This window comes from Pseudomonas phenolilytica, assembly GCF_021432765.1.
Taxonomy (GTDB): Bacteria; Pseudomonadota; Gammaproteobacteria; order Pseudomonadales; family Pseudomonadaceae; genus Stutzerimonas; species Stutzerimonas phenolilytica.
In genome coordinates this window covers 2,730,548-2,744,292 of the sequence record NZ_CP058908.1, presented here as the reverse complement: position 1 = coordinate 2,744,292, position 13,745 = coordinate 2,730,548, and the positions used below count along the sequence as shown (strand labels likewise).

The 13,745-nt window shown below is 67.2% G+C and carries 15 protein-coding genes; 5 read left to right on the top strand and 10 right to left on the bottom strand.

Annotation, left to right across the window (positions count from 1 at the left end; genetic code table 11):
• Positions 1-53 precede the first annotated feature (53 nt).
• Genes HU825_RS13250 through HU825_RS13230 form a run of 5 tightly spaced genes read left to right on the top strand, consistent with a single transcriptional unit; the run spans position 54 to position 3,954 of the window.
• A complete protein-coding gene (locus HU825_RS13250) occupies positions 54-1,244 on the top strand; it encodes a glycosyltransferase family 4 protein (RefSeq protein ID WP_043298974.1) in 1,191 nt (396 codons plus the stop codon).
• Positions 1,245-1,277: 33 nt separating this feature from the next.
• Complete coding sequence (locus HU825_RS13245) at positions 1,278-1,571, top strand: hypothetical protein (protein ID WP_234302196.1); 294 nt, start codon at positions 1,278-1,280, stop codon at positions 1,569-1,571.
• 37 nt (positions 1,572-1,608) lie between these two features.
• The gene (locus HU825_RS13240; protein ID WP_138299768.1) at positions 1,609-1,818 is read left to right on the top strand and encodes a hypothetical protein; all 210 of its coding nucleotides are present in this window, start codon (positions 1,609-1,611) and stop codon (positions 1,816-1,818) included.
• A 23-nt stretch (positions 1,819-1,841) separates the two neighbouring features.
• Entirely contained in the window at positions 1,842-2,840 is a 999-nt protein-coding gene (locus HU825_RS13235; RefSeq protein WP_234302195.1) for a glycosyltransferase, read from the top strand.
• 25 nt (positions 2,841-2,865) lie between these two features.
• Positions 2,866-3,954: an acyltransferase family protein gene (locus HU825_RS13230; protein WP_234302194.1), complete on the top strand. Its 1,089-nt coding sequence runs from the start codon at positions 2,866-2,868 to the stop codon at positions 3,952-3,954.
• On the opposite strand, the gene HU825_RS13225 is transcribed toward HU825_RS13230, so the two are convergent.
• From HU825_RS13225 to HU825_RS13180, 10 genes are all read right to left on the bottom strand, one after another.
• Positions 3,932-4,969, bottom strand: coding sequence for a tetratricopeptide repeat protein (locus HU825_RS13225; RefSeq protein WP_234302193.1), 1,038 nt, complete (start codon positions 4,967-4,969; stop codon positions 3,932-3,934). The two genes, HU825_RS13230 and HU825_RS13225, sit on opposite strands and share 23 nt — an antisense overlap.
• 1 nt (position 4,970) lies before the next feature.
• Complete coding sequence (locus HU825_RS13220; RefSeq protein ID WP_234302192.1) at positions 4,971-5,945, bottom strand: type II secretion system F family protein; 975 nt, start codon at positions 5,943-5,945, stop codon at positions 4,971-4,973.
• A gap of 15 nt (positions 5,946-5,960) precedes the next feature.
• Positions 5,961-6,947 (bottom strand): type II secretion system F family protein, encoded by a 987-nt coding sequence (locus HU825_RS13215; RefSeq protein WP_043298981.1) that lies wholly within the window; start codon positions 6,945-6,947, stop codon positions 5,961-5,963.
• Entirely contained in the window at positions 6,944-8,377 is a 1,434-nt protein-coding gene (locus HU825_RS13210; protein WP_234302191.1) for a TadA family conjugal transfer-associated ATPase, read from the bottom strand. Before HU825_RS13210 ends, HU825_RS13215 begins: the two co-directional genes overlap by 4 nt.
• A gap of 2 nt (positions 8,378-8,379) precedes the next feature.
• Positions 8,380-9,597 carry an AAA family ATPase gene (locus tag HU825_RS13205; protein ID WP_234302190.1) on the bottom strand — a complete coding sequence of 406 codons (1,218 nt, stop codon included), beginning with the start codon at positions 9,595-9,597 and terminating at the stop codon, positions 8,380-8,382.
• On the bottom strand, positions 9,591-10,088 hold the full coding sequence (locus HU825_RS13200; RefSeq protein WP_156714258.1) for a TadE/TadG family type IV pilus assembly protein: 498 nt from the start codon (positions 10,086-10,088) through the stop codon (positions 9,591-9,593). The genes HU825_RS13205 and HU825_RS13200 overlap by 7 nt, the downstream gene beginning before the upstream one ends.
• Entirely contained in the window at positions 10,088-10,555 is a 468-nt protein-coding gene (locus HU825_RS13195) for a TadE/TadG family type IV pilus assembly protein (protein WP_077682470.1), read from the bottom strand. Before HU825_RS13195 ends, HU825_RS13200 begins: the two co-directional genes overlap by 1 nt.
• A gap of 10 nt (positions 10,556-10,565) precedes the next feature.
• On the bottom strand, positions 10,566-11,840 hold the full coding sequence (locus tag HU825_RS13190; RefSeq protein ID WP_234302189.1) for a Tad domain-containing protein: 1,275 nt from the start codon (positions 11,838-11,840) through the stop codon (positions 10,566-10,568).
• A 64-nt stretch (positions 11,841-11,904) separates the two neighbouring features.
• The gene (locus HU825_RS13185; RefSeq protein WP_077682468.1) at positions 11,905-12,174 is read right to left on the bottom strand and encodes a hypothetical protein; all 270 of its coding nucleotides are present in this window, start codon (positions 12,172-12,174) and stop codon (positions 11,905-11,907) included.
• Positions 12,175-12,187: 13 nt separating this feature from the next.
• Complete coding sequence (locus tag HU825_RS13180; RefSeq protein WP_077682467.1) at positions 12,188-13,690, bottom strand: type II and III secretion system protein family protein; 1,503 nt, start codon at positions 13,688-13,690, stop codon at positions 12,188-12,190.
• Between the last annotated feature and the right edge of the window lie 55 nt (positions 13,691-13,745).

The window sequence follows — 13,745 nt, the reverse complement described above, 5'->3', positions numbered from 1 at the left end:
CATTCGTGCGCCGGCGCCCCGCGCTGCCGCACCTCCACCATCGAGGTGACCCCATGAAAATCGCCATCGTTCACGACTGGCTGGTGACCTATGCCGGAGCTGAACGGGTACTCGCCGCGCTGTGCGAGACCTGGCCGGAAGCCGACCTGTTCGCCGTCATCGACTTCCTCTGCGACGAGGACCGCGCGCGGCTGGGCGGCAAGCGCGCCACCACCACGTTCATCCAGCAGCTGCCCAAGGCGCGCAGCGCCTACCAGAAGTACCTGCCGCTGATGCCGCTGGCCATCGAGCAGCTCGACATGTCGGCATACGACCTGGTGATCTCCAGCAGCCACGCGGTCGCCAAGGGCGTGCTGACCGGCCCCAACCAGCTGCACATCAGTTACGTGCACTCGCCCATCCGCTACGCCTGGGACCTGCAGCACCAGTACCTGCACGAGGCCAGCCTGGATCGCGGCGTGAAGGCCAAGCTGGCGCGCATGCTGCTGCATTACATGCGCATGTGGGACCAGCGCACCGCCAGCGGCGTCGACGAGTTCATCGCCAACTCGCACTTCATCGCCAAGCGCATCAACAAGAGCTACCGGCGCCAGTCGACGGTCATCTACCCGCCGGTGGACACCAGCCGCTTCACCCTGCACGAGGCCAAGGAAGACTTCTACCTCACCGCCTCACGCATGGTTCCGTACAAGAAGATTCCGCTGATCGTCGAAGCCTTCGCGGCGATGCCGGACAAACGTCTGGTGGTCATCGGCACCGGCCCGGAAATGGAGCGCGTGCGCGAAGTCGCCAGCGCCAACGTCACCCTCATGGGCTACCAGAGCGACGAGGTGCTGCGCCAGTACATGCAGCGTGCCCGCGCATTCGTCTTCGCCGCCGAGGAGGACTTCGGCATTGCGCCGATCGAAGCCCAGGCCTGCGGCACGCCGGTCATTGCCTTCGCTCGCGGCGGCGTGCTGGAAACCATCCGCGGTCTGGAGCACGAAAAGCCCACCGGCGTGTTCTATCCCGAGCAGAGCGTCGACTCGATCGTCGCCGCCGTGCGGACCTTCGAGACGCATTGCCAGCGCATCAGCGCGAGCAACTGCCGCAGCAACGCGGAGCGCTTCGGTGGCGAGCGCTTCAAGCAGGAAATCAAGGCTTTCGTCGAGGCGCGAATACGGGAAGTGTCGCTGCTCGACGGACAACTGGCGCTGCAGGGACGTGCGGCCATCCAGCCGCTGCTTTCGGCCAAGCACGCCTGACCGGTACGCAACCCACCTCACGGAGATTCAAGGATGAACACCGCAAAGCAGTGGATGAAAGCTGGCCGCACCCTCGGTCTGGTCTTGCTGACCGTACAGACCGCGCATGCCGAGCCACGCCAGGTAACCAGCCCGGCCGCAACGCGCTGCATAGGCGTGGCCGTTTACGAGAGCGCCGTCAAGGCGCCGCCGCGCGCCGCCTGTTTGCGGTCGCAACCGCTGCGCGCCATCGCCATACCGGCGCCGCCGGCCGTGCGTGTGATCGCCGAACCGGCCGTTCAGCACTACCTGCCCAGTACCCCGGATACCCGCCGTTACTCGTTCTGATCGACAGGCGCATCAATCGATGCGCAGGAGAACCAACATGCATCGCCCAGGTAATACCCGACGTCCAATGGTCCTCGCCGACGGCTATTCCTACACCGAAATCGTCCCGGTATCGCAGCCCGCCGGGGCTGGGCCGGGGCCGGAGTACGTGGTCATCTTCCATGCGCTGTTCCACCCCAACGATGACGATCAGCCCGCGGCGGCCTGCCCCCACGGCAGCCTGCTGTCCGCCGCCGACGAAGCCTGAAACCGCCCCGCCGCGAGACGACCATGAAACGCACCACCACGATTGTGACCGTGACCTACGGCGACCGCCTGGGCTACCTGCAACAGCTGATCGAACGCGCGCTGGCCTTCGCGGCCATCGAGCGGGTGGTGGTGGTGAGCAACGCCGCCACCGCCGCGCTCGACACGCTGCGCGAACGCTGGCCGGAGCAGGTCGAGCTAATCGAGCTGCCGCACAACAGCGGCTCGGCCAACGGCTACGCGGTCGGCATCGAAGCCGCGCTGCAGCGCGGCGCCGAATACATCTGGATGATGGACGACGACAACGCACCGAGCGCCGCCGCCGTGGAAATCCTGCATCGCGAGCTGGCCGAACTGGGCAATGAGCACGGCCTGGCGCGTGTCGCGGTTCTGGGTTTTCGCCCCACCCAGCAGGCCGATATCGCCCAGGGCGTGCCGGCCTGCTTCGCCATCCAGCCGCGTTCGAGCTACTTCGGCTTCCACGTCGCCCAACTACCCTACAAGCTCTGGCGACGCCTGCCCTGGGGCTCGCCGCGCGGCACGCCGCCACGGCGCATCAGCCTGCCGTTCGCGCCTTATGGCGGCATGCTCGCGCACCGCAGCCTGTACCAGCGCATCGGCGTGCCGCTGCGCGATCTGGTGCTGTACGCCGACGATACCGAATACACCCGCCGCATCACCGAAGACGGCGGCAGGCTGTACCTGCTCACCGATGCGCTGATCGACGAGCTGGAGCTGTCGTGGAACATCAAGGCGCGCACTCGCAACATCTACGAGGCCTTCCTGCTCGGCGACTCGGACTTTCGCGCCTACTACAGCGCGCGCAACCAGGCCTGGTTCGATACCCACGTCTGGGTCGGCTCGCGCTGGCTGCTGCGCCTGAACCGCACGATCTTCCTCGCCCTGCTACGGCTCGTCGCCCATCGGCGCAACGCCCCGCAACGCCTGCGCCTGCTGGAACGAGCCATCCACGACGGTGAACGCTGTGCACTGGGCATGAGCGAGGCGTTCCCGCTGCGCTGAGCGCTGATCCAGGAGATTACCGGCAATGAATGCCACCGATTCGCGCGACAACAACTTCGACTTCCTGCGCTTCTTCGCCGCCTCGGCGGTGGTGTTCGGCCACAGCTTCTGGCTGTCCGGCCGTGGCACCAGCGAGCCGGTACGCCTGTTCACTGGCCGTTACGACAGCGCCGACATTGCCGTTCACCTGTTTTTCGTGATGAGCGGTTATCTGATCGCCGCGTCCTGGCTCAACAGCCGCAGCGTGATCGACTTCGTCGGCAAGCGGGCGCTGCGCATCTTCCCGGCGCTGGCCGTCTCGGTGCTACTCGGCGTGCTGGTGATCGGACCGCTGGCTACGCAGCTGCCGCTGGCCGACTACTGGAGCGGGCCGCAGACGCTGGGCTACCTGGGCAACATCGCGCTGCTGACGCAGTTCCAGCTACCCGGCGTGTTCGTCGACAACCCCTTCCCCAACACGGTCAACGGCTCGCTCTGGACCCTGCCCTACGAGGTGCTGATGTATGCCTCGGTGGTGCTGCTGGGCATGCTCGGGCTGTTCAGCCGACGCATGGCGCTGCTCGGGCTGGCGCTGTTGATCGCCACGCAGTTCTACCTGATTGCGGCGTTCGATCTGCAGAGCGACCTGCTGCGCAAGTTCAGCCGGCTGGGGGTGTTCTTCTATTTCGGCGCGGTGCTGTATCTGTACCGCCATCGTATCCGCTGGAGCTGGAAGATCGCCGTGCCGCTGCTGGCAGCCAGCCTGCTCAGCGCCGGCCACGGCATCTGGCCGCTGGTACATTCGCTGACCCTGCCCTATCTGGTGATCTACCTGGCGCACCTGCGCATCCCACGACTCGCCGGCTTCGGCAAGGCCGGCGATTTCTCCTACGGCCTGTACATCTTCAGCTTTCCGCTCCAGCAACTGCTGATGTACTGGAGCGCCGGCAACCTGCCGTTGCTGCCGTTCATGGTGCTTGGCTTCAGCGCCAGCCTGCTGGCGGCCGTGCTCTCGTGGCATCTGGTCGAGGCGCCGGCGCTGACGCTCAAGCGCCATCTGCCACGCGGCCCGCGTCGCGCGACGCGCAGCAGTCCCTCGCTGGCCAGCGCCGCTACGGTACGGCGAACACCTTGACGTCGGCCGCCGCGGCGACCGCCTCTGTCTGGATCGGTTCCTGGCCGAGCTGGCGCACCTTGCGCAGCTGACGCACGCGTTCGAGGTTATCCCAGGCGGTGGCGTAGTGCGACGGCGACTGCTCCATCGCGCTGCGGAAGAACTGCTCGGCCTCATCCAGCCGGCCCTCCACCAGGCAGACGTAGCCCACGTCGTTGCTGGCCTGGGCGCGCGAACCGATCTGCTCGAACGCCGACAGCGCTGCCTCGTAGCGCTGCGTGCGCGCCAGCAACAGGCCGTAGTTGCGCCACAGCGGCGCGTAGCTGCCGTTGCGGTCGAGCGCGCGGCGGTAGACCTGCTCGGCCTCCACCCAGTGTCCGGCCATGTAGTACGAGTAGCCGAGACTGTTCTGCACCAGCGCCGAACGCGGCTCGATCTGCAGCGCCAGCCGGTAGTAGCGCTCGGCCAGCGGAAACTCGTTGGTCAGGTCGGCCAGCACGCCGAGCGCGTTGTACAGGCGCAGCGGCGACTGCCGGTCCACCTTCAGCGCATCCACCGCGGGCATGGCGTTCTGCGGCGCGTTCGCCAGGCGTTGCTGATCGCGCAGCAGTGCGCGCGACAGCAGCTCGCGCGCCGCGTCCTGATCGCGCTTGGCCAGTTGCAGCATGCCCATCTCCGCCAGCGCGTCGAGATCGTTCGGCGCCTTGCTCAGCACCTCCTCGAAGGCCAGTTCGGCAAGCTGGATGTTGCCGCGCTCGCGGTGAATCCGCCCCACCCAGACCAGCGCCGAATACCGCGTGGGCTCCAGTTCCAGCACGCGCAGATACTGGAACAGCGCCTGATCCAGATCCCCCGCCTGATAGGCCATGTCGGCCAGCTGCAGCGCCTGCTCCAGCGAACCGGCTTGTTGCCGCGCGCGATACAGCACCGAATGGTTGCCGGCGTAGATGGAACGTCCCTCGCCCGGCTCCGGCCCCATCGACTGACACCCGGCGAGCACGGCCGACAGGGCCAGCAGCAGACTGATTCTTCTCATCTCACAATCTCCCGAACGCTTTGAGAACGCCGATCATGGCGGGGCCGATGGCGACCAGGAAAAAGCTCGGCCACAGGCAGAAAATCAGCGGGAACACCAGCTTGGTACCGATCTTGGCGGCCTGCTCCTCCGCCGCCTGGGTACGCCGGTCGCGAAACTCCTCGGCGTAGATGCGCAACGTGTCGGCAACGCTGGTGCCGAAACGGATGCTCTGCGCCAGCAGGCTGACCAGCCCGCGCACATCCTCCAGGCCGGTGCGCTCGGCCAGATGCGCCAGTGCCGCCGCGCTGGAAATACCGGCGCGAATCTCGGCATTGACCGTCGCCAGCTCCTCGGCCAGCTCGGCCTGGCTCACCGCCATTTCCTCGGCGACCCGCTCGATGGCCTGCGGCAGGGCCAGCCCCGACTCCACGCAGACCACCATCAGGTCCAGCGCATCGGGAAACGCCCCGCGCAGCCGGGCCTGCCGGCGGTCGCGGCGCTTCTCGACGATCACTGCCGGCGCCAGCCAACCGAGGCCGACCGCCAGCCCCGCCACCAGCAGGCCGGTGGTCAGGCTGGGCGTGGTCACCATCGGCAGCACCAGCAAAGTCGCCACCAAGAGCGTGAGCGGCAGCAGCAGGCGGATCGCCCAATACATCTGCACCGCCGTGGCCGAGCGGTAGCCGGCATGCTGCAGCAGCGCGGCGGTCGCCGAGCGCTGGCCGTCTTCGGCGCTGACGAAGCGCTGACCGACCTGCTCCAGCAGCACGTGCAGATTGCCGCGTGGCACCTGCGCGGCATGTTCGGCGCCGCGCAGGCCGCCGCGCTTGATCACCGCCAGACGCCGGCGCACCGGGTCCTGCAGGCCCATCACCAGGACCGACAGGGTGCCCACCGCCAGCATCGCGCTCAGCGCCACGGCCAGCAGGAAGATCAGCCGAACCTGCTGCTCATCGCCCACCACGCTCTGCACCAGCCCGTAGAGATAGTCCATCACCGCGCCCCCCGCTCAAACCTGGATACGGATGATCCGGCGTATCCAGAAGATGCCCAGCAGCATCGCGCCGAAGGCCGCCATGCTGAGTTTCTGCCCGATGGGTTCGTTGACCAGCAACGGCAGATACTCCGGCGTGGTCAGCATGATCACCGCCGCCAGCACGAAAGGCACCGACACCAGCACCCAGGCCGACATCCGCCCTTCGGCCGACAGCGTGCGGACCTTGCGCTGGAAGCGGAAACGCTCGCGAATCAACCGGCTGAGGCGCTCCAGCACCTCGGTCAGGTTGCCGCCGGTTTCGCGGTGGATGAGGATGCTGGTCACCAGCATCATCACCGTCATGCTCGGCATCCGCTCCAGCAGGCCGAGCATGGCGCGGCGCACGTCGTTGCCGTAGTTGATGTCGGCGAAGGTCAGGCCGAACTCGTGGGCGACCGCGCCCTGATGCTCGTCAGCTACCAGCCGCAGCGTTTCGTTGAACGGATGGCCGGCGCGCAGCGCCCGGCACATGGCATCCAGCGCATCGGCCAGGCCCTCCTCGAACTCGGCGAAGCGATTGGCACGGTCACGACCGATCTTCAGCAGCGGCAGCCAGAACGCCGCAAAACCCAGCAGCGCCGCCAGCCACCACAGCCGCAACAGCAACCAACCGAGCAGCGCCACCGCGACGCCCAGCACCAGCCCCAGCAGCACCACGCGATAGGCGCGGTAGTGGTGTCCGCTCTGCTCGATCGTCTGAGCCAGCCGCTCCATCAGCGGCAGCTGCTCCAGCGCGGCATCCAGCGGCGACAGGCGCTTGAGGTACTTCTGGCGCAGCAGCACCTGCATGTTCGGCAGATCGCTGGCCTGTTCGAGCAGCTGCAGACGCTCGCGGATGCGCTTGCGCACCCGCCCCGCCTCGCCGAATACCGGCACCGTCAGGCCCTGGCTGAGCAAGAACACCGCGACGAAGATCATGCCGAAGAACGCCAGGAAGAATTCAGCGGGAAGCTGGCTCATGGCTGCAAGGCCTCCATCCAATCCGGGCGGAACAGCTCCAGCGGCAGCTCGATGCCGCGCTTGGCCAGCACGTCGCGGAACGCCGGGACCATGCCGGTCGGCCGGTAATCGCCGAGCACCTCGCCGTGCTCGCCAATGCCGCGGCGCTCGAAGGTGAAGATCTCGGTCATGGTGATGATCTCGCCTTCCATGCCGTTGATCTCCTGCACGCTGACCAGCCGCCGCTTGCCGTCTTCCTGACGTTCGAGCTGAATGACCACGTCGATAGCCGAAGCGATCTGCTGGCGCAGGGCCTTGATCGGGAAGGTCGCGCCGCTCATCGACACCATGTTCTCGATGCGGCTCAGGGCGTCTCGCGGGGTGTTGGCGTGGATGGTGGTGATCGAGCCGTCGTGGCCGGTGTTCATCGCCGCCAGCATGTCCAGCGCCTCGGCGCCACGCACCTCACCGATGACGATGCGGTCCGGGCGCATACGCAGGCTGTTGCGCACCAGCTCGCGCTGGTTCACCTCGCCACGCCCCTCGATATTCGGCGGCCGCGTTTCCAGGCGCACCACATGCGGCTGCTGCAGCTGCAGCTCGGCCGAGTCCTCGATGGTGACGATGCGCTCGTTGTGCGGGATGAAACTCGACAGCACGTTGAGCATGGTGGTCTTGCCGGTGCCGGTGCCGCCGGAGACCAGCACGTTCATCCGCCCGCGCACGATGGCCTTGAGCACCAGGGCGATGGCCGGCGTCAGCGTGCCCATCTGCACCAGACTCTCGGCATTCAGCAGGTCCACGGCGAAGCGGCGGATCGACACGCTCGGCCCGTCGATGGCCAGCGGCGGGATGATCGCGTTGACCCGTGAGCCGTCCTTCAGCCGCGCATCCACCAGCGGCGAGGATTCGTCGATGCGCCGGCCGAGACTGGACACGATGCGATCGATGATGTTGAGCAGGTGCTGGTCGTCGCGAAAGCGCACATCGGTGCGCTGCAGCTTGCCGTGGCGTTCGACGTAGACCGAGGCATGGCCGTTGACCAGGATGTCCGACACCGTGGCGTCGGCCAGCAGCGGTTCCAGCGGGCCGAGGCCGAGCACCTCGTCGGTGATCTGCTTGATGACCTGCTGGCGCCCGGCGGCGCTCACCGGCGCGGCATGCTCGTCGAGCAGGCGCTGGCAGATTTCACGGATTTGCCACGTCGCATCCGCCGGCTCCAGGGAGTCGAGCAGCGACAGGTCCATCACCTTGAGCAGCTGCTGGTAGATTTTCTCGCGCCACTCGGCATCGATCGGATTGAGCTGGCTGCGGGTCTCGTACAACGGCTCGACCGTCGCACTCTCCCAGGCCATGAGGTTGTCCACCGCTGCGGCCGCGGCTTGTGGAGCCGGTGCGCCGGGTGGGGTTCGCTTGCCTGCCTGCAGGCGGTTGCGCAGTTCGCTGAGCATGATCAACCCCCGAAGAATCGGCCAAAGGTGCGTTTGAGCAGCCCCGGCGCCACGGCCTCGCCACCGAGCAGTTCCCGGCTCATCTGCGCGATGCTCTGGGTCAGCGCTGCGCGCGGAGCGTGCAGCTCCAGCGGCACGCCGGTGTTCTGGCTTTCGCTGGTTACCGCGTAGTCGTTCGGCAGCCTCTGCGGTTCGCCGCAGCGCAGCGCCTCGGCGATGTCCTTGAGGCCGACCGGTGCCGTCTTGTCGTAGCGATTGACCACCACCTGCAGGCGCTCGCCGGCAACGCCGAGGTCTTCGCGCAGGATGCGCACCAGTCGCGCGGCATCCTTGAGGTGGCTGAGCGACTGCTGCATCACCACATAAACGTGATCGGCCTGCTCCAGGGCGATGCCGGTGAGGTGGTCGATCTGCCGCGGCAGGTCCACCACCACCCAGTCATAGCTGCCGCGCGCCAGGCTGAGCAGGCTTTCCAGCTGCTCCAGCTGCACGTCCTGGGTCAGGCACAGCTCGCCGGCGCGCCCGCCGAGCACATCCAGCGTCGGGCTGAAGTGGCTGCAGAAGCCATGCAGCGCGATACCGTCCAGCTCATTGACGCGCTGCAGCACCTCGATGTGGCTATGGGTCGGATGGACGTCCAGGCAATGCGCGACGCTGCCGAACTGCAGGTCCAGGTCGAGCAGCAAGGTACGCCGGCCGCGGGCGCTGAGCGCGTGGGCCAGGTTGCAGGCCAGCATGGTGGCGCCGGAGCCGCCCTTGGCGTTCATGATGGCGATCACCTTGCCGCCGCACGCCTGGCCGTCACGCAGCTCCAGCGAAATACGGCCGATGGCGGCAAGCAGCTCGTGCGCCAACACCGGCTCCGGGAAGAAATCCCGTGCGCCCGCCTGCATCGCCAGGCGCATGCAGTCGCGATCGTCCTGCGGGCCGCACACCAGCAGCGGCGGCCGCAACTGCGCCGGATGCTGCTGCAGCGCGCCCAGTTCCTCGCGCCACAGGTGGCTGGCATGCAGCAGCAGCACATCGGGCATTTGCTCCAGCCCGTACAGCGGATCGGTGTGGCCGTTGCTCACCAGCCGCGTACTGACCTCCAAGCCGGGAAGCTCCTGGATCAGCGCCTTGAGGCGGGTCAGCGCGGCAGCATCGCGGCTGCTGATCAATATGCGCAAGGTTTGCCGACCGGTCACGGCGACGCTGGGCATTTCGAGTGTATTCAGCATGGCGTGATCTCCGGGATGACATCAGGCTCGGCGTGGCGGCCGAGGCTTTCGCGAGGCAGGGTGGAAAAGAACGGCGGCAGCGTGAACACGCCGCGCAGACCGGGAATCAGCAGGTTGAAAGTGAAGTTCTCCACGCGCAGCTGCACGTAGCGGATGTTGCTGAAGCCCGTGCTGCCGGCGGCTGCCGGGGCGATCTCGGCGCCATTGGCGTCCAGGTACACCAGCCGCAGGTCGCTGGTGTCGAGGTTGGCGATCAGGCCGCTCGCGCCGGTTTCGTCGGCCGCGTTGAAGATCGCCCGGCGCAGGATGCGCGGATCGTCGATGTTGCACACCGCCGCCAGCCGCGCGCCACGGCGTACCGTTTCGTTGAGCGCGTTGACGGTGAAGAACAGCCGGCCCATCTCCAGCACGCCGAACAGCAGCACGAACAGCAGCAGCCCGACGATGGCGAACTCCACCACGTAAACCCCGCGCATGCGTCTGGCGTTCATCACAGCGCCCTCATCACGCTGGTGGCCACCAGCGGAAAGCTCAGCACGCTCGCGCCATAGCCGACGTCCGGCAGACCGCTGCCGATGATCGGCCGAAACGCATAGCTGATGCTGACCTGCACGTGATCGGCCCCCTGCACACCGACCGTCACCTGGGCGGTGGTCAGCCCGCTGACCAGCGGCTGGCTGCCGGCGCTCGCCACCGGTACGCCATAGACGGCCAGCGCACGGGCCTGGGCGCGCAGCTCGTCGGTCAGCTCCAGCCGTCCGAGCGTGCGGTTCCAGGCCTGGCCAGCGACGAAGCGGCTGGCGTCGCGGCTGGCCTGCAGCAAGCTGTTGTACTGGTACAGCAGGCGGCCCATCTCGCCGATGGCCAGCAGCAGGAGCAGCAGCAGCGGCAGCGCGATGGCGAATTCCACCATCGCCAGCCCGCGCTGGCGCATCCGGGTGTTCGTCAGGCTGTGCATGGTTGCCTCCTCACGAATCGCTGCTCGGCGTGCGGTTGTTATCGATGTAGGTCTTGTACAGCTGGATGATCTGCGGACCGCCGTCGTCCACCGGATCGATGTCCGGCACGTTGTCGCCTTCGCATTCACGGATGAACTGGCCGAAGATCTGCGCCTGGTTGCCGGCACCGGTCGGCAGCGGCTGGACCAGAAAGAAGCAGCCGAACCCCAGCACCGGCACCGAGGTCTGCCCGCCTGAGCTGCCGGTGCAATTGCCCACCACGATCTTCAGCACACGCCGCTCGAAGACGCCGTCGCTGCGGCAGCCATTGGGGCAGTCGGCCACGCGCCGATGCCAGTCGTTGTAATCCAGCAGCGCCGTACTCGGCGTGCTCAGGTCGCCATCGCGGGAGCTGACTTCCTGGCCCTGGTGCTCGACCTTGCCGGTGCTGTCGTTGTAGGTCATGCGCGGCGAGCTGTAATCGGTGACCAGATCGGGCGGGTATTGGCCGGCGCTGTTGGACAGCGCACCGGCGTACTGGCCGAAGCGCGTATTGAAGCCCTGCGACACCGGGCCGACGGTATTGCCCGGCTCGGTTTCCACCGACTCGCCGACGCTGTTGCACTGCTCGATACCGCCTGCCAGCGCCTCGCGCACATCCGCGCCGCCGCTGCTGTCGCCCAGGCGGATCAGCTGGAAGTTGCCAGGGCCGATAACCGGGTCATTGCCGGCCGCGCCCTTGAGCACCTGCAGGCCGCCGAAGCGATAGCCCCAGAAGAGGCCGGCGTCGGGGTCGTACTGGCTGGGATTGCCGCACACCATCAGCGGGGCGATGTTGCAGGGGCTGGTCGGGCTGGGGCCGGCGGTGGCGACCGCCGCCACGCGCTTGTCCGCGTCGCTGCCGAACATCGACAGCATTCCCCAGAAGAAACGCGCCAGCGGAAACTCGGCCACGGTCACGCGCACGTAGCGGGCATCGGTCGGCCCCGGGAAGGCGAACGGCCCATAGACGCTGGCCGCCAGCTCGACGCGCACGAAGCCGCCCAGGTCACTGCCCACCGCCTCGACCAGCTCGCGGTTGCCGGCCGCCTCGGCGTTGCGCCGGAAGGTGTCGAGCGCGGCATCGCGGCTCAGCGTGCCGGCATTGCCCGAACCCATGACCTGCTGCAGCGTCTTGGCGCCGCTCAGCGCGGCGGCGTCCACGGCGTTCTGCAGGCGTGTCTTGTTGACCAGCATATGGCTGCCATCGAGCGCCAGCGCCGCCATCAGCAGGATCGCGGCCAGCGCCAGGACGACCAGCACCATGACCGAGCCTCGCTGGTGCCTGGGTAGCGAGTGCATTGCGCGTGAGGCGTGCATGGCGCCGGCCTCAGTTTTCCAGGTTGATCTGGATCGGCTGCGCAACCTGCCGGGCATCGCCGGTGACGTCGCGGTAACCGTCGAGCACCTGCTCGGTCAGCGGGCCGTCGAAGCCGGTCGCCGGCAGCGCCGTACCCGGGTTGGCGGCGGTCTGCTGGTCGGCGATCTGCTGGTAGAGCGTGGCGTTGACCGAGCTGCCGAGCGGGCCGACGCGGCCTTCCTGATAGGGAATGCAACCGGCCAGCAGGGCGAACAGGCACAGCGGAACGATGGTTTTCATGGTGGCGGCTCCGTTACTTGAGGTCGTGGCCGAAGCGGCCTTCGCTGATACCCAGGCTCACCGGCACCGCGCGGCCCGGCGTGCTGCCCTTGGTCTTGCCGAGCAGGTAGAACTCGGCGTCGCTGGGTTCGACGAAATGCTCGGTCGGCAGGCGTACCGTGCGCGCATCCACCGGCTTGGCCAGGTGCGGTGTGACCAGGATCACCAGTTCGGTTTCGCCGTGGATGAACTGCTGGCTGCGGAACAGCTGGCCCAGCACCGGCACATCGCCCAGGCCGGGGAAGCGGCTGACGAAGTCGCGGGTGTTCTCGCTGATCAGGCCGGCGATGGCGATGGTCTGGCCGTTGCCCAGCTCGACGGTGGACTGCGCGCTGCGCTTGGTCAGCGACGGAATGACCTGATTGACGCCGTTGCCGAGGATGCTTTCCAGGCCGGTGTCGAGTACCAGCGAGTTGGCATTGGAGAGTTCGCTGACCGATACGTTGAGGTTGAGGTTGATCCGCCCGGAATCCAGCACCACCGGGAGGAACTTCACGCCGACGCCGAATTCCTTGAACTCGATGGTGATGCCGTCGTCCTCGGTGATCGGCACCGGGAATTCGCCGCCGGAGATGAACTCCGCCTGCTGCCCGGTCAGGGTGGTCAGCGTCGGCTCGGCGAGCACCTTGGCCGAGCCGTTGTCCTTGGCCGCTTCGAGCACCACGTTGAAGAGGAAGTTGTCCGACAGGAACTGGCCGAAGATGCCGGTGCCGTCGCCGAACAGCGTGGTCGGGTTGACCAGGCCGTCCTCGTCGAAGCCCAACCCGTCGCCATTGTTGAACCCCCCGCCCGACCAGCGCCCGGACGAACCGAAGTCCAACGCGTTGAAGCGCACGTTGAGGTTCTTGAACAGGTTGCGCTGCATCTCGGCGACCTTCACCTCCAGCATTACCTGCTGGCTGCCGCCGACGCTCATCAGGTTGATCAGCGGCATCGGCTGCTCAGCGGCGGCGCCGGCTGGCGCGCCCTGCTTATCGTCCTTGGTGGCCTGCTGGGCGTAGCTCTCGGCCAGCTTCAGCGCGCTGTCCATCGCCGCCGCGTTGCTGACCTGGCCGCGCAGCACCAGCGCGCCCTGGGCGCTGAACACTTCGATGGGCTCGTTGGGCAGCACCTGATGCAGCTTGCCTTTGAGCCCGCTCAGGTCGTGCACCACCTCCAGATCGAGGCTGTCGATCAGGCGGTTGTTGCCGTCCCACAGCAGCACGTTGGTGCTGCCCAGCGAGCGCCCGAGCAGGTACAGCTGCGTCGGGCTGGTGATGAGAATGTCGGCGATCGCCGGGTTGCCTACCGAGATACGCTTGACCGCCGTGCGCGTGGTCAGCACCCGCGATTTGTAGATCGGCACCTGCACGTCGCTGATATTGGCCGCCGGCGTGGCGCGTACTGCCGGCACGGTTTCGGCGCCCGCCAGCCCGGACAGCATCGCCAGGCTCCCCAGCATCAGGGCCAGAGCCCCCACTCTGCGCATGTTCTTCATAGCCCTCTCCTTGCATGTCAGGCCGTCGCGGCCGCGCGTCGCTGGCGGTGGTGGC